The organism is Leptothoe sp. PORK10 BA2, assembly GCF_034932105.1.
Lineage (GTDB): Bacteria > Cyanobacteriota > Cyanobacteriia > Phormidesmidales > Phormidesmidaceae > Leptothoe.
Genome location: NZ_JAYGIG010000127.1, coordinates 30,387 through 55,413 on the forward strand (window position 1 = coordinate 30,387; position 25,027 = coordinate 55,413).

General features: G+C 49.4%; 18 protein-coding genes. 11 read left to right on the top strand and 7 right to left on the bottom strand.

Annotation, left to right across the window (positions count from 1 at the left end; translation table 11 throughout):
- Window positions 1–213: 213 nt before the first annotated feature.
- On the bottom strand, window positions 214–882 hold the full coding sequence (locus tag VB741_RS20315; protein WP_323367027.1) for a class I SAM-dependent methyltransferase: 669 nt from the start codon (window positions 880–882) through the stop codon (window positions 214–216).
- A 52-nt stretch (window positions 883–934) separates the two neighbouring features.
- Window positions 935–1,117, bottom strand: coding sequence for a hypothetical protein (locus tag VB741_RS20320; RefSeq protein WP_323367028.1), 183 nt, complete (start codon window positions 1,115–1,117; stop codon window positions 935–937).
- A gap of 361 nt (window positions 1,118–1,478) precedes the next feature.
- On the opposite strand from VB741_RS20320, the gene VB741_RS20325 reads away from it, so the two are divergent.
- A complete protein-coding gene (locus VB741_RS20325; RefSeq protein ID WP_323367029.1) occupies window positions 1,479–4,010 on the top strand; it encodes a mannose-1-phosphate guanyltransferase in 2,532 nt (843 codons plus the stop codon).
- The gene (locus VB741_RS20330; RefSeq protein WP_323367030.1) at window positions 4,007–4,489 is read left to right on the top strand and encodes a single-stranded DNA-binding protein; all 483 of its coding nucleotides are present in this window, start codon (window positions 4,007–4,009) and stop codon (window positions 4,487–4,489) included. Before VB741_RS20325 ends, VB741_RS20330 begins: the two co-directional genes overlap by 4 nt.
- Before the next feature lie 162 nt (window positions 4,490–4,651).
- On the opposite strand, the gene VB741_RS20335 is transcribed toward VB741_RS20330, so the two are convergent.
- A complete protein-coding gene (locus VB741_RS20335; RefSeq protein WP_323367031.1) occupies window positions 4,652–5,014 on the bottom strand; it encodes a hypothetical protein in 363 nt (120 codons plus the stop codon).
- Between the two features lie 232 nt (window positions 5,015–5,246).
- Window positions 5,247–5,900 carry a lipoyl(octanoyl) transferase LipB gene (lipB, locus tag VB741_RS20340; protein ID WP_323367032.1) on the bottom strand — a complete coding sequence of 218 codons (654 nt, stop codon included), beginning with the start codon at window positions 5,898–5,900 and terminating at the stop codon, window positions 5,247–5,249.
- Between the two features lie 383 nt (window positions 5,901–6,283).
- Between lipB and hpf the strand changes: the two genes are divergently transcribed.
- Window positions 6,284–6,970: a ribosome hibernation-promoting factor, HPF/YfiA family gene (hpf, locus tag VB741_RS20345; RefSeq protein ID WP_323367033.1), complete on the top strand. Its 687-nt coding sequence runs from the start codon at window positions 6,284–6,286 to the stop codon at window positions 6,968–6,970.
- A gap of 161 nt (window positions 6,971–7,131) precedes the next feature.
- Here hpf and VB741_RS20350 read toward each other — a convergent pair whose 3' ends face one another.
- The 3 genes from VB741_RS20350 to hmpF all read right to left on the bottom strand — a co-directional run bounded on the left by VB741_RS20350 (window position 7,132) and on the right by hmpF (window position 9,426).
- The gene (locus VB741_RS20350; protein WP_323367034.1) at window positions 7,132–7,338 is read right to left on the bottom strand and encodes an RNA-binding S4 domain-containing protein; all 207 of its coding nucleotides are present in this window, start codon (window positions 7,336–7,338) and stop codon (window positions 7,132–7,134) included.
- 123 nt (window positions 7,339–7,461) lie between these two features.
- Window positions 7,462–7,665 (bottom strand): glycogen debranching protein, encoded by a 204-nt coding sequence (locus VB741_RS20355; RefSeq protein WP_323367035.1) that lies wholly within the window; start codon window positions 7,663–7,665, stop codon window positions 7,462–7,464.
- A gap of 24 nt (window positions 7,666–7,689) precedes the next feature.
- Window positions 7,690–9,426: a pilus motility taxis protein HmpF gene (hmpF, locus tag VB741_RS20360; RefSeq protein WP_323367036.1), complete on the bottom strand. Its 1,737-nt coding sequence runs from the start codon at window positions 9,424–9,426 to the stop codon at window positions 7,690–7,692.
- Window positions 9,427–10,058: 632 nt separating this feature from the next.
- On the opposite strand from hmpF, the gene VB741_RS20365 reads away from it, so the two are divergent.
- The 8 genes from VB741_RS20365 (at window position 10,059) to VB741_RS20400 (ending at window position 24,987) form a co-directional block, all read left to right on the top strand.
- Window positions 10,059–11,258 carry a response regulator gene (locus VB741_RS20365; protein WP_323367037.1) on the top strand — a complete coding sequence of 400 codons (1,200 nt, stop codon included), beginning with the start codon at window positions 10,059–10,061 and terminating at the stop codon, window positions 11,256–11,258.
- Between the two features lie 622 nt (window positions 11,259–11,880).
- Window positions 11,881–12,246, top strand: coding sequence for a response regulator transcription factor (locus tag VB741_RS20370; RefSeq protein WP_323367038.1), 366 nt, complete (start codon window positions 11,881–11,883; stop codon window positions 12,244–12,246).
- A gap of 46 nt (window positions 12,247–12,292) precedes the next feature.
- The gene (locus tag VB741_RS20375; RefSeq protein ID WP_323367039.1) at window positions 12,293–12,823 is read left to right on the top strand and encodes a CheW domain-containing protein; all 531 of its coding nucleotides are present in this window, start codon (window positions 12,293–12,295) and stop codon (window positions 12,821–12,823) included.
- Between the two features lie 50 nt (window positions 12,824–12,873).
- Window positions 12,874–15,804 (top strand): methyl-accepting chemotaxis protein, encoded by a 2,931-nt coding sequence (locus VB741_RS20380; RefSeq protein ID WP_323367040.1) that lies wholly within the window; start codon window positions 12,874–12,876, stop codon window positions 15,802–15,804.
- Between the two features lie 172 nt (window positions 15,805–15,976).
- The gene (locus VB741_RS20385) at window positions 15,977–21,547 is read left to right on the top strand and encodes a hybrid sensor histidine kinase/response regulator (protein WP_323367041.1); all 5,571 of its coding nucleotides are present in this window, start codon (window positions 15,977–15,979) and stop codon (window positions 21,545–21,547) included.
- Between the two features lie 66 nt (window positions 21,548–21,613).
- Entirely contained in the window at window positions 21,614–23,098 is a 1,485-nt protein-coding gene (gene glcD, locus VB741_RS20390; protein ID WP_323367042.1) for a glycolate oxidase subunit GlcD, read from the top strand.
- A 323-nt stretch (window positions 23,099–23,421) separates the two neighbouring features.
- The gene (locus VB741_RS20395; RefSeq protein WP_323367043.1) at window positions 23,422–24,018 is read left to right on the top strand and encodes a type IV pilin-like G/H family protein; all 597 of its coding nucleotides are present in this window, start codon (window positions 23,422–23,424) and stop codon (window positions 24,016–24,018) included.
- A gap of 138 nt (window positions 24,019–24,156) precedes the next feature.
- Entirely contained in the window at window positions 24,157–24,987 is an 831-nt protein-coding gene (locus VB741_RS20400) for a hypothetical protein (protein WP_323367044.1), read from the top strand.
- Window positions 24,988–25,027: the final 40 nt, after the last annotated feature.

The window sequence follows — 25,027 nt, forward strand, 5'->3', positions numbered from 1 at the left end:
CATTGTCTGTCGGATGAAACCATAGTTTGGATCAGCAATGCCAGAATTACTAGCAGTTGGAAGGCAATATAGCGGTCAAGGTTACGCTTGGCAACTAGAGATTTAAGGTTACTATAAGCCCTAAAAAAAATTGCAGCCGCAAAAATTTAGACACCAACATAGCACCTCAGCTGCGGCAGTCAAGAATATTTTCCTCAAAATATTCTGTAAAATCTAGGTCCACTGTACGCGGTACATGTCAAAGACTTCCCCAGACACATGCTTAGTTACCTTAGCCCCCATGGCTTTGATCAAGGCTCGCCACTGTTTGAGTTCCACCAGTTCGACGTCAGCCCCTAAATAGGTTTCCAAAATTGCCCAGTTTTCCGCTAGTTCTTCCGTTGGGTTAACCACATCGAATACAAAACTACCTCCAGGCTTTAAGCAGGGTTTTACCGCTGTCATCACCCGTTCCCAATAGTCCAGGGGATAGTAACAACTCACCCCGGTAGCGATTACTAAGTCAAAGGTGGCAGGCTCATAGTCCAGTTGATGGGCTGGGGCCAGTTTCACCCCTTTGAAGAGCTTTGAATCTAGCTGAGGCCCCCGCTGATTGAGGGCTGCCTGGGCAACCTGGCTAATTTCTTGGCCCACAAAGGCCGCTTTCCATTCCTTCCAGGGATAAATCAAAAAACTCAATCCACAACCAATATCCAAACAACGCTGATCTTTCTTGGGCTTGGCCAATTCCCAAAATTTGCTTGTGATCCGGGGGGCTAAGCTGCCAGTAATCCATTCTCTAAATACCGCCATTTCTTGGACCTCGTCTGGCAGCTCAAATGGCTCGCCCCGATATTCTTGATCAAATCTTTGGGCGACTGCCTGTAGCTGGCCTACTACCATCCCTAATAATCCTTACTGAATATTTTTTTCGTATGTGACAGGTATACCGCCCCTAACGACCTTTCAGTGCTTTGGTAAAGTTTTGACGATAGGAGGCACTGATAATGAATACGGGCCATAGCAATGTCAGATACAGCTTTCCACTACTGAAGTTAGTCCGGTTAAACCCGGTCCAAAATTTCCAAGCCCCATAGCCATAACCAGCCAGCAGGAATAGTCCTAGTAAAGTAGGCATAGTTTGATCCTCGTAATAGTTGAGCAGTGCAGTGATAGATTATCAAAATTGAGCCACAGCGGCCTGCTATGTTATCTGCAGGGCCCCTGGAGGCAAATCCTGATAGAGCATGGAATACACTCAGCCAAAAACCACAGCCCTAGACTAAGGATCTTGGCGGCTATTAATCTATATGAAGGTTAGCTTAATAAAACAAGTACAATTGCCACTGCTGATACCCCAAAGTGGTAAAGCGGCAGCAATATGACATCACCTCCAGCAGTCTGTCTGGGTGCATTTCAAAGGGTAGCGTTGTTCGTCATCTTACGACTAACCCCCGATAACAATTGTTTGAGTTTTCATAAAATCCATAGGAGGAATTATGCGTGCAGTACTCATGGCTGGTGGTTCTGGGACCCGGCTTCGACCCCTCACTTGTGACCTGCCCAAGCCTATGGTGCCTGTGCTCAATCGTCCCATCGCGGAGCATATTGTCAACCTACTAAAGCGGAACGGTATTACGGAGGTGATTGCCACTCTCTATTATCTCCCCGATGTCATGCGCAACTATTTTCAGGATGGGCGCGACTTTGGGGTGCAAATGACCTATGCCGTTGAGGAAGATCAGCCATTGGGCACGGCAGGCTGTGTCAAAAATATTGCTGAACTGCTTGATGACACCTTCCTGGTGATTAGCGGTGATAGCATCACTGACTTTGATCTTAAGGAAGCTGTCCGTTTCCATAAGGAAAAGGGTGCTAAGGCTACGTTGGTACTGACCCGAGTGCCTAACCCCATTGAGTTTGGTGTGGTTATTACAGATCAAGAGGGGCGGATTAAGCGATTTTTAGAAAAGCCCTCCACCAGCGAGATTTTCTCGGATACGGTCAATACCGGCACCTATATTTTGGAACCCGAGGTTCTAGACTATTTACCCGCTAACCAAGAGCAGGATTTTTCCAAGGATCTCTTTCCCCTCATGCTGGAAAAGGGGGATCCGCTGTATGGCTATGTGGCTGATGGCTACTGGTGTGATGTGGGTCATCTGGAAGCTTATCGTGAGGCTCAGTATGACGCTCTAGAGGGCAAAGTGCTGGTCGATTATGCCTATCCCGAAGTTTCGCCGGGAGTGCATGTGGGACATAATACTTACATCGATCCAACGGTGGTCATTAAGCCTCCAGTCCTGATTGGTAGCAACTGCCGCATTGGGGCACGGGTTAGGTTAGAGCCAGGCACTGTGATTGGGGATAACGTCACGGTGGGTAGTGATGCCGATCTAAAACGACCCATCATTTGGAATGGAGCCATCATTGGTGACGAAACCCACCTGAGGGCTTGTGTGATTGCCCGGGGGACCCGGGCTGATCGACGGGCTCATATCCTAGAGGGAGCGGTGGTAGGGGCCCTCTCCACCGTGGGTGAAGAGGCACAGATCAGCCCAGGCGTAAGGGTCTGGCCCAGTAAACGGATTGAATCTGGCGCGACTTTAAATATCAACTTGATTTGGGGGAATACGGCCCAACGCAACCTATTTGGTCAACGGGGTGTGACGGGCTTAGCCAATATTGACATTACCCCAGAATTTGCCGTCAAACTGGGGGCGGCCTTTGGCTCTACCCTCAAGCCCGGTTCCCATGTCACCGTTTCGCGAGATCAGCGCAGTATTGCTCGCATGGTGTCTCGTTCGTTGATCGCGGGCCTCATGTCTGTCGGGATCAATATTCAGAACCTAGAAGCGACGTCAATTCCTGTGGCGCGTACCATTATTCCCACCTTAGATGTGGCCGGTGGTATTCATGTTCGTCTCCATCCTGACCGGGCGGACCACATCCTGATTGAGTTTTTTGATAAGAAAGGGATTGACATTCCTAAGGGAAAAGAAAAGCAAATTGAAGGTGCATACTTCAAGGAAAGCCTCAGACGTTCCCAGATTCATGAAATTGGTGAGGTTTCCTATCCTGCAAATCTGGTGGATACCTACACCATTGAATTTGAGAAACGGCTGAATGCAGAAGCGATTCGCTACAGTAAGTCCAAGGTCGTGATTGACTATGCCTATGCTGTATCGGGTGCGGTCCTACCCCGATTGCTGGGTAAGTTTGGCTGTGATGCGGTGGTTCTGAATGCTAGTTTGAGCCAAACGGCCCCTTCTACTGCCGAACGCGAGGGCATGCTGGGACAGCTGGGTCAGGTGGTACAGGCTCTCCAGGCCACCTTTGGGGTGCAGGTCTCGGCTAACGGTGAGCAGTTGGTGCTTATGGACGAGGTGGGTTCTCCCATTCGGGGTGAAATGCTTACCGCCCTCATGACCCATATGATTTTGACGGCTCACCCCCAGGGTACGGTGGTGGTCCCCGTTCATACTTCGGGGGCCATTGAGCAAATTGCCCGGCGTCATGGGGGGAATGTGGTGCGGACTAAGGCCAATCCCACGGCCCTAATGGAAGCTTGCCAGGCGAGTGAAAATGTGGTCCTGGGTGGCAGCGGCGACATGGGCTTTATTTTTCCCCAGCTTCACCCTGGCTTTGATGCCATGTTCTGTATCGCCAAGCTGATAGAAATGTTAACGATTCAAGAGCAGTCCCTGGGGCGTATTTGGGTTGATTTGCCACGAATTTCCCATCGGGTTCAGACCTTGCGCTGTCCTTGGACCATTAAAGGGGCCCTCATGCGCTATCTTGTGGAGAGTCATCCTGCTGATACTCTTGAACTGGTGGATGGTGTTAAAGTGATTGATCGTACCAGCGATAGCTGGGTGCTGATTCTCCCAGATGCCGGCGATCCGCTGGTGCACATATTTGCTAACAGTGCTGACCGTGCCTGGGTTGACACCCATTTGCAGGATTATCGTCATCGGGTTCAAAGTTTTATTGAAAAAGAGCAGGGTATTCGGGAGGAACAAGTCGTATGAACCATTGCATCCTCATGGCAGAAATTGTTGAGGTGCCGCAGCTGCGGTATACCTCTGACAATCAAACACCGATTGCCGAGTTTAAGGTCAAAATTGCCGGTCTGCGTCCGGAGGATAGTCCTTCCCAGTTCAAGGTGGTAGGTTGGGGGAATTTGGCCCAGACTATTCAAGAGGCTAGCTATGGCCCTGGCGATCGGGTGGTGATTGAGGGGCGCTTAACGATGAAGAGTGTGGATCGTCCCGAAGGGTTTCGAGAAAAACAAGCGGAGATCACGGCGCAGCGGCTGCATCGGGTTGCGGAACTGCAGTCCATGCTGCTGGCGGAAGCTGCCCCCATTGCTGAAGGTAGCGGTGGGGACGGTAATGGGGATGGCGATGGGAATAGAGGCGATGGCACCCGTCCAGCCGCTACCCCAAGTGTGCCAACTGCTAGCCAGCCAGCGACGACGACCCCTGACTACGACGAAATCCCATTTTAGGCAGGGTAAAACAGTAAACCTAGTACACCTAAACGTTAAAAAACATCGCTTGCTTTTGGTCTAGGGCAGGTGATGTTTTTGTTTGTCTAGTCAGGTATAAAACCCCAACTTTATGGGCCTAAGATGATGAGAACATGGTCGCCGCTTGAATTATTCCTTTACCTAAAGATAGGCCTTTAGAAAATCAAACGCTTCCTCCTCCCAGCAGGGTTCGGGATACAGCTGTTTGAGGCGATCGCAAATATCAGAGACAATGTCTTCAATTGGGCCATGAGCAAATAAGTCTTCCAATGCCTGCTCATCGCGTTGTCGCATAGGGGATAACGGTTCGGCATGGAACGTCAATGGTCTCAACAGTGCACTGAATTCAGGCTGATGTGCAGGCAGAGGATGGGCCCGCCAAGGGTCTGGCCTGGGCTCTGTAAAGGATGGAAAACCAGATTTTTGCTCAACTCCAGCGAAGGCTTTGATGGCTGGGTGAAATCCAATGGGGGGCTTGGCTTCAGAGAAACTATGGTCGGGCATAGGCTAAATGTCCGTTATCAAACCATTGTATTGGCCCATCAGGTGGTTCGCTATTCCAGACGACATTTCTAGCCATCTGGACGATCTGCTGAGGCTTGAGTCCCGCGATTCAATGCCAGTTCCCCTGGCCTATGCGGAGTGTTAGACCCCATGGTTTAACCTATTTAAATTTTTATATCGTACGTATAATTACCCAGGACTTGGGCGGTGAAACCATGGGGCAAACCCGTGGTCAAATCTGCTCCGTTGGTAACAGGTTAAAAGCCTGGGCAAAGTGCTTCACCAGAATGGGTTTAACCTCATCCATGGTGATGCCTGGCAAAAACTGGGCCATGGTCCCCACCGGCTTATGGGCAATGCCGCAGGGGGTGATGCGCTGAAACCCTGATAGATCGGGGCATATATTTAGGGAAAAGCCATGCATGGTGATCCATCGGCTGACCTTGATGCCAATGGCCGCCACTTTGTAGTCATTCACCCATACCCCTGTGAGACCTTGAATTCTCTGACCAGGGAGTTTGTAGTGGGCGAGGGTACGAATGAGCACATCCTCAAGCTGGCGGAGGTACCAATGCAAATCTTTGTGGTGATAGCTCAAATTTAAGATGGGATACCCCACTAGCTGGCCAGGGCAGTGATACGTTACTTCTCCGCCCCGTTCTATGCGATGCACCTCATAGGCTGGAGCTGCTAAATCAAAGTGGACAAATTTGGTTTGGGAACCAGTGCCGAGGGTATAGACCGGGGGATGTTCCGTCAGGATCAACAGGTCTCCTAACTGGGGGTTCTGTTTTCGGGCAGATACCATTTCTTTTTGGTGCTGCCAGGCCACTGGGTAGGGCATTAATCCCAAATCTTTAACAATAAGTTTTCTATCTTTAATCATCACAAAAGCATCGTTTTTGTGAGGGTTTATACGCAATTTACTGGGGCATCTATGGGGCAAGTTTTTAATTCGACAAATGCTGAATAAGTGTTTGAAAACTGACTAATTGATGGGGATAGACCGATGTCTTAAAGATTAAAAAATAGTTAAATTAGGAAGCTTTTTTCTGGTTTGACTCTGTGCTCAAAACGTTGAAAAATCCCTAGGACTCCCATTTTACAAGAAAAATATCCTTTGGGAGTATCTGCTTTGTCTGAAATGATCCCGTATTTAGTCTAAAGAATTATCAACGGATGAAAATGTTTTCAAAGAAGAAAACTCTCTCGAAATTAAAGTGCTAGAGTGAAATTAATCGCTTATCTTCTATCAGTGGAGGCAGCTATATGAGGCTTGTTATCCAAGGAAAAAATATTGAAATTACGGAGGCCATTCGTGATTATGTTTCGCAGAAAATTGAAAAGTCAGTTAGTCACTTTCAACGGTTGATCAATAAGGTTGATGTTTGCTTATCTGTGGCTGGTGGTTCAACGATGCCTACCCGTCAATGTGCTGAGGTTACGGTGTATGTAAACCGGGCTGTGGTACGAGCAGAGGAAAGCGGCGACAGCCTATATGCCAGCATTGATCTGGTGGCGGATAAGATTAGCCGACAGCTGCGTAAGTACAAGGAAAAGCGGAGTAGTTCGGACCATGTTTCGGTGCGCTCTATAGAGGTTGATGATATTCCTAAGGGTGTAGACCTGCAGGTAACTGAGCTATTGGAGCAGGGCAAACCTCAGCTGCCGGAGGAAGTGGTGAGGACCAAATACTTTGCCATGGTACCCATGTCCACCCAGGAGGCGTTGGAAAATCTGCAGCTTGTGGATCATGATTTCTACGTGTTTCACAATGCGGAAACGGATCAGATTAACGTGATGTATGAGCGAAACCATGGTGGCTATGGGTTGATTCAGCCCCGTCAAGTGGATTCCCCCAATGTGCATAAAAATGGCCATGGTGTTTCCATTAACAATAATGGTCACGGTCATGCTGATAAACACAAGCTGCAGGCGGCTCCTGTCCGTAAGTAGAGTAGATTCGTTCTATTTTGGTTAGGACTAAAATCATAAAAAGCCCTAGAGCAAAATTACTCTAGGGCTTTTTATTGTTGATTTTGTGTTGCTGTTGCTTTAACCAACCCACTGCTCACGTAACTCGTTAGGACGTGAGCCGCTAGGGGGGTGATTTGCTGCTATGGAGAGGGTATTGCCTTTACATCGTAGGTTTGTCCGGCGAAGGTGACCCGATCGCCGACATGTAATTTGCGTCCGCGCCGTAATTCGACTTCATCATTGACGCACACATGCCCATCTTGAATCAGGTGTTTGGCTTCTCCGCCAGATTGGACTAGATCGTTGAGTTTCAGGAACTGGCTGAGTTTGATAAAACTGTCTTGCATAGGGTTTGGGGATGGAAATCCCTGGTGATGGCCATTTATGGGGAACGGTGCTTGGACCTAAGGTGTGATCTATAGTTTGGTGATGGCTTTTCTGGCTTTTTAGTCTGGCTTAGGTTTGGCTTTTTAGGACAGCTTGAGCGCACTGATGGGGACGTCCTCCCAGGATTCGACGGTGCGTAGTCTGGCAATCCAGCCTGCTTCTTTTTGCTCACTTGTTAAGGATGCTTGAAAGGTGACATGGCATTCTTCGGCGGCGGTGCGATCGCAACAAGCAATGGCCGAGTAAATAATGCCAGATGGATCAATATGCTCGTTTACCCAAATCATAAAAAATCTGCTGGGAATAAGGGCCTAAACCGACAAGCTCTGGATGGTTTGCTGCATCTCAGCGATGGCCTGCAGCTGGTAATCGTTGACTTCTTGAAATCGCTCTAAGGTACCAAAGACGCTATCGAGCATTTGCTGCACCCCATCCATTTTTTCAGTGGCAGGGGTGAGGTACTCATGGCGGGTTGCGATCGCACTCTCCAATCCAGCCCAATCCTTCACAGCCTGTTCCAGAGTTTCCCGTTCCTGTTCCAGATTCGTCAGCTGGGTCGATAGCTCAGCCTGTTTCCCATCTACCTGCTGCTGCAAAGATTCATGGCGACGCTCCAGATCGGCAATCAACTCTTCCAGTTCTTCCGCCTGAGTCGCCAACAGCTGACGAACCTGGTCAATATGTTCCAACACCGGCTCCAAATCAGCAGAATTAGCTATGGGGCTCTCAACCGTCGCCAGCCCTTGACGTCTTAGCAACACCGCCCGATGCTGACTCAAAACCTCTTCCCGCTCAAGTAAATTACGCCGCTGACCCACCAGCGTTTTATTGAGCATGTCGTAGCGATCCTGCTCATCGCCCATTTCCGCCTCAATTTGCATCCGGTCGTATTCGCTAGCTGCGTCCGCCTTTTGCTGAAGCTCATCAATGGCCTGTTGCTGGTACGTCAGTTCCTCTTCTTGATCGCTAACAAACCGAGACATCTTTTCTAAGTCAGTCTCCATATTGCCCACCAACGTCTCAAGCTCCTCCAGGGACATCTGCTCGAGTTTAGTTAGATCAATCTTCTTACCCAGCCGTACTTGGTCACCTGTATTCAGCAGCTCATAAACCTTTTGATAAACACCACTCTGCTGATTGACCTGCTCCGATACCAGCTGATTTTGCTGCTTCTTCTGAGCTAACTCTATCTTCACCTGCTGCAGCTCTAGGCATAGGTCATTCAGGGCCGCTCGCTCTGTGTCCGTGGCCTCATAATGCTGCTGCACAGACTGCTTGAGGCCTTCTAGGTCAGTTCCTTTAGCCTGTAACCGCTCCTGCTGTTCAGCACCTACTTGTTGCCAGTGCTGCAATTGTCCCTGGTGTTCCCCCAACGACTCCCTTGTCCCGCTCAGTTGTTGACGCAGGTCCTCCATAGGAGCCACGTTGGACATTAGCCGCTCTACAGCTTCCCTCAGTTTTTGAGTTTGGCCCGAATCTAATCCCGTTTGGGCCGATACCGACTCACGGTGCTCCTCAAGCCTTTGCTTTTCCCCATTTAAATGGGCCCAAGCCCCCTCTAACTCAATATTTTTGCGTTCATAGTCTTGTTTCTGTCCCTCTAGCTCAGCCCGAAACGCCTCTAGCTCAGCCTTTTGGCTCTCCAGCTGAGCCAACTCCTCGGCCGACTGTTTGACCTGTTCTTCACGGGTATCCAGCTCTAACTCACGCTGGTTGAGCGCCTGACTTTGATAGGTCAGAGATTCCTTCCACTGCTCAATCTCGTCTTCCTGGGTTTTAAATTTTTTGTTCAGGCTAGAAAAATTTTGCAGAATGCCCGCTAACTGCCGTCCCGCATCGTAATGACGTTGTACCTGGCGACCGTTAGACAGTTCAATCAACACCAGAGCGCCCGCACCATAGCTGGCATCATCTGGTGCCGGGAGTAATTCATCCCCCGACACGGTACTCCAGTTTTGCTCTGAGCGCTCACATGCCAAGAGTTTGAACTCAGCTCGGCTGCCGCCCATGAAACCGCTTTTTTTCTGAACTTCGGCCAAATAACGCACGCTGGCATCCCCTTCGTCTATACAAATAGCGATCAGTGATAGCTACTTCCCTACACAATATCTACGTCTCGTTCAGCGAGTAATATAGAAGCCCAAGGCATTGCCCAAGGAACCCTATCTATCAAAATATTGCAGCAAAATCAATAGCTCAAGCAGTATTTATTGAGTCGAAGTTGAACTTAGCACGCTCAAACATTTCACCTAGTGTATCTGTCCCAAGTAGAAAATTCTAAAACTCTATATATAAAAATGCCCTAATGCCATGGCTACTAAAATAAATTCGTTTTACCATTATCCCTGATATGTACATTCTTACGTGCGCATACGGTTAACAAACATGCCCTAATACACGTCATGCACATAAAAGATGTCACTTTATAAACAGCAGTTACCCCCCCAGAGCGAAGAGCAATCCCATACAAAGATTATGGGGCTACGCTTAAGTGCTAATAATTGTAGCTAATGCCATGGATCAATGTAGCCAACCTAGTTACCAAGTGCTAATTCTGATCACCCCATGGGACCCAGAAACACACTAGAACCGCACTCTTAACAGCCACTGCTGCTGCACACCTTTCATTGCCTTAGCATCAATTCCAGCACAAATTCCAGCAAACCCTAGGACAAAATCTATGCAGGGCCAGTTAAGTGAGTTGGATATTCGCAGTATTTTTCAACTGATTGACATCGGCCAGCAAACCGGGGAACTTTGCATTGAATCCTTCGATGACCAAGGCCAGCCCAACTCATGGCTGATGTTTTTTGCCAATGGTGGCATCCTCTATGCCGGACGGACTAACGAGCAGCTTGAGCGACTACAGGACATCTTGCATCCGCTCAATTTATCGATCAATTGGGCTGACGTTGACCTATCCAACCTAGCGCCCCTGCGTCCTCCTGAATATGGCGCGCTCTGGTGGCTATTAGAAAATAACCATCTCACCACACAGCAGGCGCGCGCTATCCTATGCCGTCTGATCGAAGAAACCCTATTTGAAGTGATTAGTCTGCACCAAGGACAGTTTTCCTTCCGCTTTCGAGCCTCCCTCAGTCCTCAGCTCACTGACTTTAGTATTTCTCCTCTGGTAAAACGTGCGGTTCGACAATTACAGGGCTGGTTACAGCTGCATCCCCACTTCAGTTCGTTTTATGACTGTCCCCTGATTACAGATCCCCATCAGTTAGAAACATCGTCTAGTCTCCCGTCACTGTTGGCCATGGCCAATGGCAAAACCCCTATCATCCGCATCTCAAGACATCTCAATCGCACTATTTTTAGTGTTGCCGATGGCCTCTATCCCTATGTCCAACGGGGGGAAGTCCAGCTGTCACACCCTTCATCAGTTGGCAGCAAGAAAGCGACGGGGCCAATCACGGGCACCGTACCCCGAGTCGTCTGTATTGACGATACCTTGTCCGTACGCCAAGCCATAGAAATGATGCTGGATACCTATGGCTATGAAGTCACCTCCATTGGCAATCCGGTCAAAGCCTTGAGTTTACTATTTAGCCTCAAGCCAGATCTCATCCTCTGCGATGTGGCTATGCCTGAGCTCGAAGGTCATCAGCTATGTGCCATGCTGAGACAGGCTCCCTATTTTCAATCGGTCCCCATCGTTATGTTGACAGGAAAAGATAGCTTCGTCGATCGGGTGAAGGCGAATATGGTGGGAGCCACAGATTATCTCACTAAACCTTTTGGCGAACCCGAACTCTTGGCCCTGGTGGAAAAATACGTCGGTCGAGGCAATCCTAAACGCCTTGCTCCTGGAACCTTGCTGGAGCAAGAAATCTCCGCCACCCTCAACCCTGAGAGTTGGAGCAATTCGTAATCATCACAGTGGCTAGCTGCTGGTGGTTACAACGAAATCTAAGTAATTCGTAATAAATATGGCTTTGCACCCTTAGTTTGTAACTTAGGAAATCGGCTGAAAGCTATAGACAGCAATAGCTATTGGCGGTGCAATCGACGGCTAGCTGACCGCCAATAGCCATACTTTAAAGGTGTTTGGAAGGGGATATTGTCCTTAGAAGGTCACATGCACAAAAGAATTTTGATAAAAGTTTAATAAATTTGATGTGGGCGGGTATTTTATTAGGCACAAGCCCAGCAATTCTCATTATGAGAATGATTCTCACTCAAATGTCTGATTTCAGTGGCTTCAAATGGCTAGACCCTGCATTCTGTCGTCCAAACGATCAGGAGTAAAAGTCTTTAAAAGCCCTGATTTCAGTACAAATGTTTCAAAATGAGAATTGCTGGCACAAGCCGTAGAGTGTGCATTATTAACTAACTATGTATGATCTATCAATCGCGGCTTGGTCATACACTTGGTCAAACAGTAGTCATAATCAGCTGGGCATGCTACTCAACTTAAATGGTTATTTCCCTCTAGGGGGGCATAATGAGTTGAATCAAGATATGAACCGGTCTTAAGCGGCGAAATTCAGGTTATGAGTACGGTTTTAGTGGTTGAAGACAGTGTCGCTCAACGGGAAATGATTATTGACCTATTAAAAGGTAGTGGTCTCAAAGTAATCGTTGCTAACGATGGTGTTGAGGCATTGGCTTACATCCAGGGAGATCTGCCTGATTTAGTCGTTTTAGATATTGTCATGCCACGCATGAATGGTTACGAAGTCTGTAGACGAATTAAGTCTGATCCAGCGACTCAAAATCTACCTGTTGTACTGTGTTCTTCTAAGGGAGAGGAATTTGACCGTTACTGGGGGATGAAACAGGGAGCTGATGCTTATATTGCCAAACCGTTTCAGCCCACGGAGCTAGTGGGTACGGTCAAGCAGTTGCTGCGCGATTGAGACGCCAATGGAAAATGCCCATGATTTTTGAGGTGACACAGGTTCGATGGTAGGTAATCCAGACTTTCAAACCGGAGCAGGGCAGGATCAGGCCCCTGAACTACAGGAAATTGAAACGCCTGATGGTGAACTCCACCTGCGATTCTACATTGGCTCCGGTGATGAATTTGCCTTGCCTGCCATTGGGATTCGTCGCATCATTGAAAACCCTCCCGATCGGATTACCCCCGTTCCCAACGTATCTCCGCTCCTGCTTGGTACCCTAAATGAACAGGGACGAGTGATTTGGGTTGCTGATCTTGGTCAGTTTCTGGGTTACCCTCAACCCATGAATACTGACAGGGCAGAAATTCCAGTGATCGCTGTTGAACATCAGGGGACTATGTTAGGCTTAGCCGTTAATCAGATAGTTGGTACAGATTGGCTAGATGCAGAACGCATGAAAATGTCTCGTGATTACTCCGATACGATGGCACCTTTCCTTAAGGGCGAATGGGTATTAGGGGCGAATGGTGAGAACTCATTGCGTTTACTAGATCATGTCGCCATATTGCGTTCGGCGCGCTGGGCAGCTTAGGTTAACGGGTTCGGCAAGATGGAGATGTTTAGACTGGCAGGAGAATACAGATGGCATCGGGTATAGATTACGCTCAAACCTATCAAGCGGCAGAGCGTGCATATATGCAGGGCAGTTATGAGCAAGCTGCTGACATTATTGAGCAATTGGCAGAAAACTACCCGAGCGATCCGAATGTGCTCCTACTCAAGGGTCACATCTATTGCTATGGGCTCAGTACCTATGATGTGGCCCGAACTCAGTACAAGTCCGTATTGGATTTAACCTCTGATCCTGAATTTGTAAACTATGCCAATAACGGTCTGACCTATGCCGAGCAGATGGATGTCGGGCCGGGGGCGGTGGATGACAATGGTATTGAAGAAATTACGGCTGACGGTTTGTTTGATTCCATCGAGCTGTATGGAGACATGGGGGAAGATGGGGATGATTTGAGTGCTGGTCTAGACTTGTCCTTTGAAGGGGCAGACGGTCCCAGCGTTCAATCTGAGTCACGCGTCGTAGCCCCTGGGACCGATCCGGGCTCTGTAGAGCAAACGGCCATAACTAACAACGATAGCTATGATCTGAGCACGGAGGCGCTGGATAATCCTTTTGATGCTACGGCCGATTACGAGAGTACATCTGGCGCTTCGAATATTGATCTGGGTTTTGATGACCCGTTTTCCATTGGCAATCTTTCCGTAGGGGGTGATTTAGGTAATGCTGAGCTCGATCCATTTGCTGACAGTAGTCTAGAAGGCTTAGTTGAGTCGTCTGAGGAAGACGATATTACCCTCGATAGCTTTGACGGTGTGTCCCGGAGTGGTTCATCCTCGTCGGTTCAAGAACTTTCGCAATTTGACCAGGATGATTTTGAGCAGGCATTTCCGTCGGGGGAAGGGGCCGATGATGATTTGGGGGACTTTCCGGGTATGGATGACTTTCTGGAGGCAGGAAGTTTAGCACCGGCTGTTGATAGTCCCGTTATGGATGCAGACTTGGCAGAAGCCCTGCCAGATTTGCCAGATCTGTTGGAGGAGCCCGAAGACAAAACCCTCTTTATGATGGAGCCTGAGGGTGATGCCCAAGCTGACGATATGTTGACAGGGGATTTGCCGGAATATGGTGAAGCCTCTACACTTTCGGGGTTGGAGCCTGTTCCGTATGACCTCGTGGATGAGGATATGGGTGACCAAACCTTTTCTGCTGGCGAGCAGACGTTTCCTGCTGTTGACACCATGGACCGTTTGGAAAGCCAGCAGGGGGGAGATATCGACTTCCTGGATGAGTTTGATGAGTTTGATGATCTCGGTAGTCTGCCAGAATTTGATTTGTCTGAAGGATCTACTGAGTTTACACAGCCCTCTGCAAGTTCTGAAGGAATATTCTCTGACGATCCGGAAATCCGTGGTGGGTCTGGATTCAGTTTGGTTGAGGAAGATGATCAAGCGATTCTTGGGGACGATGATATTTTCAGCATCGAAACCGCTGATCAGCTGCCTTCATTTACCCAGGGTGACGAATCTGCGGTGGTTGTTCCGGCAGCGGAGGATGAGGGATCATTCAGTTGGTTGGGCAATGCCTCTTTACTAACGAAACGATCGCTGATGGCAGGAGGAGCCGCTTTGGTTTCCTTGGCTGCTGTCGTGGGTGTTTGTTCCCTTACTCTCAGTGGTTTGTCCGGTAACATTTCTGAAGAAGATAGTGCTCGGATTTCTCGAGTACGTCCTTTAGCTGCGGGTGCTGCAGCTATTGCCAGTGGCTTAACCGTATTTGGGTTAGGGATCTTAATTGATCGTCAGGCCAAGCGCTCTATCGATAATTTGCGGCAGCAGTTTGATCTGGTCTCCCAAGGAGATCTAAATGCTCGGGCGACGGCCTATTCCACTGATGATCTAGGGCAGTTGGCTACGGGGTTTAACCGGATGGCTCGGGTGATTCTCACCACCACCAGCGAAGCTCAGCGCAAAGCCCAGGAGCAAGAGCAGGCTAAGGAAGATTTACAGCGCCAGGTGATTCGGTTGCTGGACGACGTGGAAGGTGCAGCCCGTGGTGATTTGACGGTGCAAGCAGAGGTGACGGCGGATGTGCTAGGGGCCGTTGCTGACTCGTTTAACCTGACTATTCAAAACTTACGAGAGATTGTGCAGCAGGTAAGTGCGGCTGCCTTGCAGGTAACCAAAAGTTCTTCTGACAATGAGATGTTTGCTCGCAGTCTATCGGCGGATGCCCTGCGTCAGGCTGAGGAATTAGCCGTCACCTTGAATTCTGTCCAGGTAATGACTGAGTCCATTCAGCGGGTGGCAGACAGTGCTCGGGAGGCTGAAGAGGTAGCTCGTTCCGCATCGGCGACCGCACTGCGCGGTGGGGAGGCGGTGGAGCGCACCGTGGCCGGTATTTTGGAAATTCGAGAAACGGTTGCTGAAACAACGCGCAAGGTAAAGCGTTTAGCGGAATCTTCCCAGGAAATTTCTAAGATTGTGGCTTTGATTTCGCAGATTGCATCTCGAACTAACCTGTTGGCCCTCAACGCTAGTATTGAGGCGGCCCGGGCGGGCGAGGCTGGGCGAGGGTTTGCCATTGTGGCGGATGAGGTCCGTCAGCTGGCGGATCGGGCAGCTAAAGCTTCGAAGGAGATTGAGCAAATCGTTCTGCAAATTCAGGGTGAGACTAGCGGTGTGATGACGGCGATGGAAGAGGGCACCCAGCAGGTGATTGAGGGGACGAAGCTAGCGGAACAGGCAAAACGTTCCCTAGAGGATATTATCCAGGTTTCTAACCGGATTGATGTATTGGTGCGGTCGATTACGGCTGATACGGTGGAGCAGACGGAAACCTCGCGAGCGGTCGCTCAGGTCATGCAATCGGTTGAATTGACGGCCCAAGAAACCTCCCAGGAATCTCAGCGGGTGTCGGGTTCACTGCAAAATCTAGTGGGTGTGGCCCGTGATCTGCTGACTTCGGTAGAGCGGTTTAAGGTGGAGGGTGATAGGAATTAGCCTGGGCGCATTTTCTGGACTATCTGCTTTATGGCGGTTGAGGTTCATGGTTTGGGTTTGAGTCGGGTGGATTAGTCAAGGTATCTAAAGCAGGGTGTCAAGAAATGACGACCGCCATCACGTAATTGCAAGACTGGCCTAATTTTCGATTTCATCTAGGGAGACAAGGGTGATGCTGCCTGAACAACAACAGCGTATATTGGGCTACTTCATTGAAGAAGCTAAGGACCATCTCAATACCATTGAGCAGGGGCTGCTAAATCTTCAGGCAACCATTGGTAATCCCGAAATGGCCAATGAGGTGTTTCGGGCTGCTCACTCTGTAAAGGGCGGCGCGGCCATGCTTGGCATTGAGAGTATGCAGCGGACATCCCACCGGCTGGAAGATTACTTTAAGCTGCTGAAAGAGTCTCCGATTAATGTGGATCGTGCCTTGGAGTCGATGTTTTTGCGGGTGTTTGATGCCCTGCAGGAACTGCTTGAACAGCTCCAGGGGCCGTTTGGTCTGACGGAGGATAAAGCGCAGAGTATTATGGCGGGTGTGGAGCCTGTATTCAATCAGCTCCAGGAGCATTTAGATCGGCTGGTGGCAGATGCGGATGCGAATGATGTTCCCTTGGAGGTGGTTGCGCCGATTGCCTTTATGCCAACCACCTCGCCGTACCCGGTGGAAGAAAGTGCGTTGAAGTTGGTCTTTAGCAGTGATGTTTCTGCGGCATTAAGGGAAATGTTGGCTCGCTTTAAGCAGGCTGATACGGAGGAAAGTCGGACGGCTTTAGAGGGCTGCTGTCAATTGTTGGAGCGGTTTGGTGAGCAGTTTAATTTGCCCAGGTGGTTGAATTTGGTTAAGCATGGTCGCTGGGCGGTGTGCGATCGCAACAATGACTACCGCACCCTGGCCCCCGTCCTGATCAAAGAAATCAAAAAAGCACAGGACCTAGTGTTAGCCGGTCGTGAACCTGAAATCACCCTTCCTCAAGCGCTGCAAACATTGGCCGCGCAAGGAGATGTGACAGAGGCTTCCAATGATTGGAACTCTCTATTTTCAGAGGATGCGCTATTTACAGACAGTGACTTAGAAGGTGGTCTGACCAGTGACTTAGAGAGCGGTCTGACCAGTGATCTAGATGATTTGGCATCGCTCGAGCCAGACACTTCATTCGACACCCTGGAAGCCCCAACGCCAGATGTCGATGATGGGATCTCCCTCGATGAACTGCTCAACGATGCCGCCACTTCGCCATCGGGTCCGGACGTAGGTGTGGCCGAACTCACTAGTTTGGCCGATCTATTTGAAACTAGTGGGAGTGACCTAGATGGTGATTGGCAAGAAGAAGACGTGCCCATTGTCAATGGAGCGACTTCTTCAGAGTCTTTAGATATCGACGTTTCCCCTGACTTTGCAGATTTGCTCAATGATGATTCATCTGACCTAGGGGGCAGCTCCAATGACTTTGAATCGGGTAATGAACTAGCCGATCTCTTTGGTGACACTGACACCGAAGACAGGGTAGAGAATTTAGATAACCTGGGCGGCGACTTAGGGGTCGCCCAGTCATATGTAACAGGAAAGACCGACTCTACTGACGATGAAAGCCTCTTGGATGAAATGGTCGAGATCGAGCCCATGGACAGCATGGACGATCTATTCGGCGACATAGATCAGACGGTCACAGAAGATTCCCTCAGTGAGAGTTCCATCGAACTATCAGAGAATCCATCTGATAGCCTGGATGAATTCGATGCCCTGAACTCTTCTAGAGCGGATACTGATCAATCAGCAGATATTGATTTAGCCTTTGGCACTGAAGGCTCCGATAGTTTCTTTGATTCAGATTCAGCTGCCTCTGAAAAATCAGTCAGTTCTGGAGGAGAACCAGAGCGCTCTGAATTTGATGACTTTTTCACCCTCGATGAAACAGCCTCAGACTCCCGCGAAGCGACAGCATCAGGCTCTTCAAATCAGAGTCTTTGGGAGCAAGATCGTGATGCTGAGGTTGTGTCCACCCCAGTCACATCAGACAGCCTATCATCAGATGTTTGGGCTGAACCTGACCCATTAGAGGGGCTGAATTCTAATGAATTTGAGTCTACTGAGCTAGGTATCAGTGGCTTTCCCCAAAGTGCTATGGCAGAGCCTGATGCTTTGGACTTGGATGATGTGTGGGCATCGGTTGAAGAGATATCCCTAGAGGAAGAAGCGTCTGAAGTCAGTGCCATCATCCCCCCTGAGACTAGTTCAACGTCTTTAGATGGGGAGCTAGACAATTTATTTGACGACAGTGATGAGATTTCTGGTACAGAGGCTGGCCTGGATCTATCTTTTGACGACAGTGATGAGATTTCTGGTATAGAGGCTGGCCTGGATCTATCTGATGTTGATACCCCTGTGGCAGATCAGGGGTTAGATAGTCTGTTTGGCGATGATGATGCCGTTGATGCTTCCGAAGATCTATTTAGTGATGAGATTCCTGGTACAGAGGCTGGCCTGGGCCTATCTGACATGGATACCCCTGTGGCAGATCAGGGGTTAGATAGTCTGTTTAGCGATGATGATGCCGTTGATGCTTCCGAAGAAGATCTATTTGCTGATCAGGATGTGTCTGACCTGGATGTGTCCGACCTGGGTGCATCCGATCTGGATGCCTCCCTGGATACGGGATTAGGTGATCTATTGGACGATGGGGCTGAAAATCTTGAGTTGTCCTCTGATTTACCTTCTGATCTGGGTGGGGCTGAGTCTGACGCTGTTTTCGAGGGTGGATTCGAGGGGCTATTTGACAATGGTGCAGAACCGTCTGAGTCCTCCTCTGATCAACTTTCTGGACTGGATGGATCTGAGCCTGAAACTTCTGATGACGCTTTAGGTGATCTGTTTGGTGACGATACTGGATCAGATGACGCTTTAGATGACCTATTTAGCGATGCAGATCTTGCGACGGCACCCGCAGCAGTTGGAACAGAATCGGACTTTACTGAGCTGGATGGTTTAGAAAGTTTAGAGTTCATTGCCTCCGATAGTGGCAGCCCAGATATCACTGACTTGGATTTGGATTTAGGAAGTGCCGTAGAAGAAACCAGCAGTGTGGACGAATTTGAGATTAGCCAGTCTCCCTCTGGCAATTTTGAATTTGATCTGTTGGATTTAGAGGATGACGGTATTGTTACTGGCATTGTCACTGATGATGAAAGCTTTGGAGGAGGCTTCGGGGAGAACGCTGCCGATTGGGTTACAGGGGGTGGAGATCTAGACCTGTTGTCGGACATGGCACAGGCGGTGCCACCCACTAGCCCTGACGCCAACCCGATTGAGGCTGAGGCACAGCTTCCAGCACTGGAGCTTCCAGCACTGGAACTAGACGACTCCTTGATTGGCTTAGAGTCGTCGGTTGGGGGCCCCACTAGGAATGATGATGGCTTAGATGACGACTTATTTGATGACCTCGACCAATCATCGGACATTGCTGGTTTAGAGCCCTTAGATACTCTACTTTCGGAGTTGCCCGCAGAAATGAGTGCCGCGACCACTGCTGAAACCGTCAGCAGTGGCGATGAGTTTGGTAGCCTTGAAGCGTTATTAAATGATCCCATCCCTTCAGTTAGCCCGCAGCCTGCAACCTCGACACCATCAGGTGTGGCCCCAATTGGGATGCCAGCTGGAGCATTAGACGTGGACGATGAATTTGGTGATCTCGAAGCACTCCTGCAGGATGCAGACCAAACCTTATCCACGACCGCCGCTAGTTCTAACGCTTTCCGCCCTGCCGCTAATCGGTTGACCAGTCGTCGCACGGTGACCGAGCAAACCATGCGGGTCTCGGTTAATCATTTGGATAACCTGAGCAATTTGGTTGGGGAGTTGGTGGTCAATCGGAATACCCTAGAGCAGGATCAGGAACGCCTACGTCAGTTTTTAGACAATTTGTTGTTCCAGGTGCAGCAGCTCAATGATGTGGGGCAGCGCATGCGAGATCTCTATGAGCGTTCCCTACTAGAAAGCTCTCTGATTTCTAGTCGCCAGTTCTATCAATCCTCCTCTCCCAGTACATCCAGAGATGCCAATGATACAAGGGCCCACGTGACGGGGGAATCTTTTGATGCCTTAGAAATGGACCGATTTACCGGCTTCCATACCCTGTCCCAGGAAATGATTGAGCTGATTGTCCGTGTCCGTGAATCGGCCTCTGACATTGCCTACACGGTTGAATCCTCTGACCAAGTTACCCGTCAGTTTCGACAGGTGACCAATCAGCTGCAAGAAGGCTTGAATAAGGCTCGCATGGTGCCGTTTTCCCAGGCAGCGTCTCGCTTACCTCGGGCCGTACGGGATATTTCTGTTAAGTGCGGCAAAGAGGCTCGCCTGGTGGTGGAAGGTCGGGACATTTTAATTGACAAAATGATCCTAGAGCTGCTCTATGATCCCATGACCCATCTGGTCAATAATGCCATCACCCATGGTGTTGAAACCCCCGAAGAACGCAGGAATGCTGGTAAACCACCGGAAGGGATAATTACGGTTCGGGCCTTTTATCAAGGTAATCAAACGGTTATTTCTGTGGGTGATGATGGGGCGGGGATTGATCCCACCCTTGTTAAACAAAAGGCCCTGCAGAAAGGGCTGATTTCCCAAGCGGATGTCCAGACCATGACGGTGTTGGACGTTTATGATCTGCTGTTTCACCCTGGCTTTAGTACGCGGGATCAGGCTGATGACTTTGCCGGTAGAGGGTTTGGCATGGATGTGGTACGCACATCCCTGGCCGATATTCGCGGTAATATCACCATCGACTCTGAACCGGGGCAGGGAACTAACTTTACGATTCGCTTGCCCCTCACCTTGAGTATCTCGAAAGCCCTCAGCTGTATTAGTAAACAGGCGCGCATTGCCTTCCCCATGGATGGTGTGGAAGATATGTTCGATGTTTCCCGGGAGCGGATCCAGAAAAATGATCAGGGTCAAGATTGTATTTTCTGGCGCGATACATTGTTGCCATTCCAAAATCTGTCTGATTTGCTGTCCTTTAACCGCACCTTAGGTCGAGGCAGGGTCTATGGCGGTAACCAGGATGAAAATATGGTTTCCATTGTGGTGTTGCGGAGTGCCAATAGCTTTATTGCCTTGGAAGTTGATCAGGTGATGGGGGAGCAGGAGATTGTAATTAAACAGTTAGAAGGTCCCATACCGAAGCCTACGGGTATTGCTGGGGCGACTGTTCTAGGGGATGGACGGGTGATGCCCATTGCCGATGTGCTGGAGCTGATTGACATCGCCCTAGGCCGAGTTCGCCGTGACCCCACAGCGGCTGTGTGGTCTCAAGCGGATGAGGCGGCTCTGCTAGTTGAGCCTTCTAAGGTGAAGTCTGAACCTACGGTGTTGATTGTGGATGATTCGATTACGGTGCGTGAGCTGTTGTCCATGAGCTTTAGTAAGGTGGGCTATCGAGTAGAGCAGGCGCGCGACGGCCAGGAAGCTTGGGAAAAGCTCCGTTCTGGTTTACCCTGCGACCTTGTTTTTTGCGATATTGAAATGCCTCGCATGGATGGCTTAGAACTGCTATCGCGGTTACAAAAGGATGGTTGGCTGCAGCAGATTCCGATTGCCATGTTGACGTCACGGGGGGCGGATCGCCATCGACAAATGGCGGTTGATCTAGGGGCCAGCGGTTACTTTACGAAGCCTTATTTGGAAGAAGCTTTGCTGGATGCAGCGAATAAAATGCTCCATGGGGAGAAGCTGGTTTAAGGCTGACTTGCCAAGCTGAGTTAGGATCAGGGATGTGACCCTAATCTATATACTGGCTGGTGATTGATGGCTTCTGGTGTAGCTCTAACTGAAATAGCAACGCAGCCACGGGATTGGCAGCCGGTGATTCAGGCCTTTATAGCGGTGCTGGACGATGATCGGGTGGTGCGCCGTAAGGAGGAATTGCTGGTTTATGAATGTGATGGTCTCACCAGCTATCGGCAACGACCGGCGGTGGTGGTGCTGCCGAAAACCACGGAGGAAGTGGCGGCCCTGGTGAAGATTTGCGATCGCAACCACATCCCCTTCGTCACCCGTGGAGCCGGTACCGGTCTCTCCGGCGGTGCCCTACCCATTGAAGACAGCGTGTTGATCGTCACCGCCTGCATGGGCCAAATTTTAGACATCGACTACGACAACCAGCGCGTGGTGGTCCAACCCGGCGTGATTAACAACTGGGTGACCGACGCCGTCAGCGGAGCCGGGTTTTACTATGCCCCCGACCCATCCAGCCAGTCCGTCTGCTCCATTGGCGGCAACATCGCCGAAAACTCCGGCGGTGTCCACTGCCTAAAGTATGGTGTCACCACCAACCATGTGCTGGGCCTCAAGCTGGTGCTGCCCAACGGCGATATCGTCGATGTGGGGGACATGCCCGAATCCCCAGGCTATGACCTGACGGGGGTGTTTGTCGGTTCCGAAGGCACCCTGGGCATCGCCACCGAAATTACCCTGCGCATCCTTAAATCACCAGAAAGTGCCCAAACCCTGCTGGCGGACTTTAATAGCGTTGAAGCTGCGGCCAAAAGTGTATCCGACATTATCAGTGTCGGCATCATTCCCGCTGGCATGGAAATGATGGATAACTTTAGCATCAACGCCGTTGAACAGGTGGTGGCCCTAGACTGTTATCCCCGTGACGCGACGGCGATTTTGCTGGTGGAGGTGGACGGTTCCCCGGCCGATGTGGCGGCCAGTGCCCAAAAGGTCAGCGAAATCGTCAAGGGAAATGGGGCCAGGTCGGTTGCGATCGCCACCACCCCTAACGAACGCCTGCGCCTGTGGAAAGGCCGCAAAGCCGCCTTTGCCGCCATGGGCAAACTCAGCCCCGACTACTACGTTCAAGATGGGGTCATTCCTCGAGCTCAGTTGCCCTATGTACTGAATGAAATCGCCTCCTTGAGCCAAAAATACGGCTACGACGTCGCCAACGTCTTCCATGCTGGCGATGGCAATCTGCACCCGCTAATTTTGTACAATAACGCCGTCCCCGGCCAGCTCGAAACCGTCGAAGCCCTCGGGGGCGAAATTCTCAAACTCTGCGTCGATGTCGGCGGCAGCATTTCCGGTGAGCACGGCATCGGTGCAGACAAACGTTGTTACATGCCCCAAATGTTTACAGATGCTGACCTAGAAACCATGCAATGGGTCCGAGCAGCCATTAACACTCAGGGCCTAGCCAACCCCACCAAGTTATTTCCCACCCCTAAAACCTGTGGAGAAGCCGCCATGGCCCAGACCACTACAGTTACCGATGTAGAACGCTTCTAGGTTAGTTTACCGATGGCCGAAAAATGCTACCCCTGAAGGGTTAGCCAGGGACTTTCCCATATTCTGCCACCAATAAATAAAACATCCATGCGTCCTTGACTCAGTAATATTACGCAGATAGCAACGTTGCTGTTTATCCAAGTTATGTACTTTGGCTGATAGCTCTGAGCAAATCCGAGGGTAGGTTATAAACGTAGCGCTAAGCAAGCATATCCAAGGCTTTTCAGGTTTTCAACCCAAGTGATAATAGATCTGATTCCCGTGGGTAGCTTAAAGCAAGGAGCTCATTGCTACATCCCAAACCTCAAGGAGACACTTTCCACATGAAGACAACTCTACGCGCCAAGCTACTTCAGCACATCGCCGGCAAGAAAAAAGCTAACGAAGGCTTTACCCTAATCGAACTACTGGTAGTAATCATCATTATTGGTATTCTGGCTGCCATTGCCCTTCCTTCCTTCCTAAACCAGGCTAACAAAGCCAAGCAGACTGAAGCACTGACTAACGTAGGTGCGATCAATCGTGGTCAGCAAGCCTACAGACTAGAGAACGAGAAATTTTCTGATAATATCAGTGGTATTGGTGTTGGTATCAAAGCAGTTTCTGAGCGTTATACTTTTGGTTCAAGCACTACGTATGATCCAACAAAGGCTAATAAGACTTTAGGTCTTACTGGTACTGCCTTGGCTGAAGCTGGCTCTTTAGATGCTGTAGGTGGTGTTTACGCGGCTCCTGAAGATCCCCTTGCATTGAAAGGATACACTGGAATTGCTTATTTGCTAAAGGACAATGTGGCAAATGAGACAACGTCTACAATTGTTCTTTGTGAAAGTATTCAGGCAGGTGCCCCGCCTACTTTAACAGTTAATAATAGCGGTGGACTAGTGACAACAGTAGCTTGTGCCGGTAAATTCAAGTAGTTATCCTAAGATACTACTTGAATTGTTCTGCTAGTTTTATCAGCTTTTATTCTAAGCAGCTAGGGATTCAGAGACAATCTGAATCCCTAGCTGCCTTTAAAGTATTAGTAGGCTTGCGATAAAGGAAAAAGAAGGCAAGTGAAAAATATTGTCATGTTTGGAGCATTGATAGTTACTATGTTTCTTCAATTTTCATATCTGAAAAGTTTGAAGGATGATACAAGTCAACTGTCAAATAGTCGCCTGACACAACAAGAGCTTTCGAGAACTCTTAATTTAAATGCTTTAAAGTTATTGCCAGCCTTTGGTTTTGAGAATATTTTAGCGGATTGGATATTCCTAAATTTTATTCAATACTTTGGAGAAGCAGACACAAGAAAAATTACTGGGTATTCTGCTAGCCCGCTTTTTTTTGATGTACTTATAGATCGAGATCCAAGATTTGTTGGTTCATATCTGTACTTAGTCAACTCAGTCTCAATGTATGCCGGCCAGCCTCAAGAGTCAATTCGCTTAATGGAAAAAGGGTTAGCTACTATGCTGCCAACAGCACCGGATCGCTCATACTTTGTTTGGCGATACAAAGCTACTGATGAGATGTTATTTATTGGTGATAATAAAGCTGCTCAAGAATCCTTTAGAACGGCTGCGAATTGGGCAGAACAGTCATCTGATGAAGATGCACAGCTAACTGCTAAGTTGTCTCGACAAACAGCTGCTTTTTTAGAGACAAACCCTAATAGTACGCCAGCACTTATTAGTGGTTGGATGAATGTTTTGTCGAGGGCCATTGATGATAATATTCGTCAAGAAGCAATTGCTCAAATTGAAAAGTTGGGTGGTGAAGTTTTACTAGCCCAGGATGGACAAGTGACGGTTCGCTATGGGCGTAACCGGTGTTCCTCGGCCATCAGTAAAGGGGCTGAAGTATTGTCAGTTGGAGGTTGTAGAGCATCAAGCAGGAAATAGGACTAGAGTTGGAATATGAACGCCAATCTAGTCCCAACAA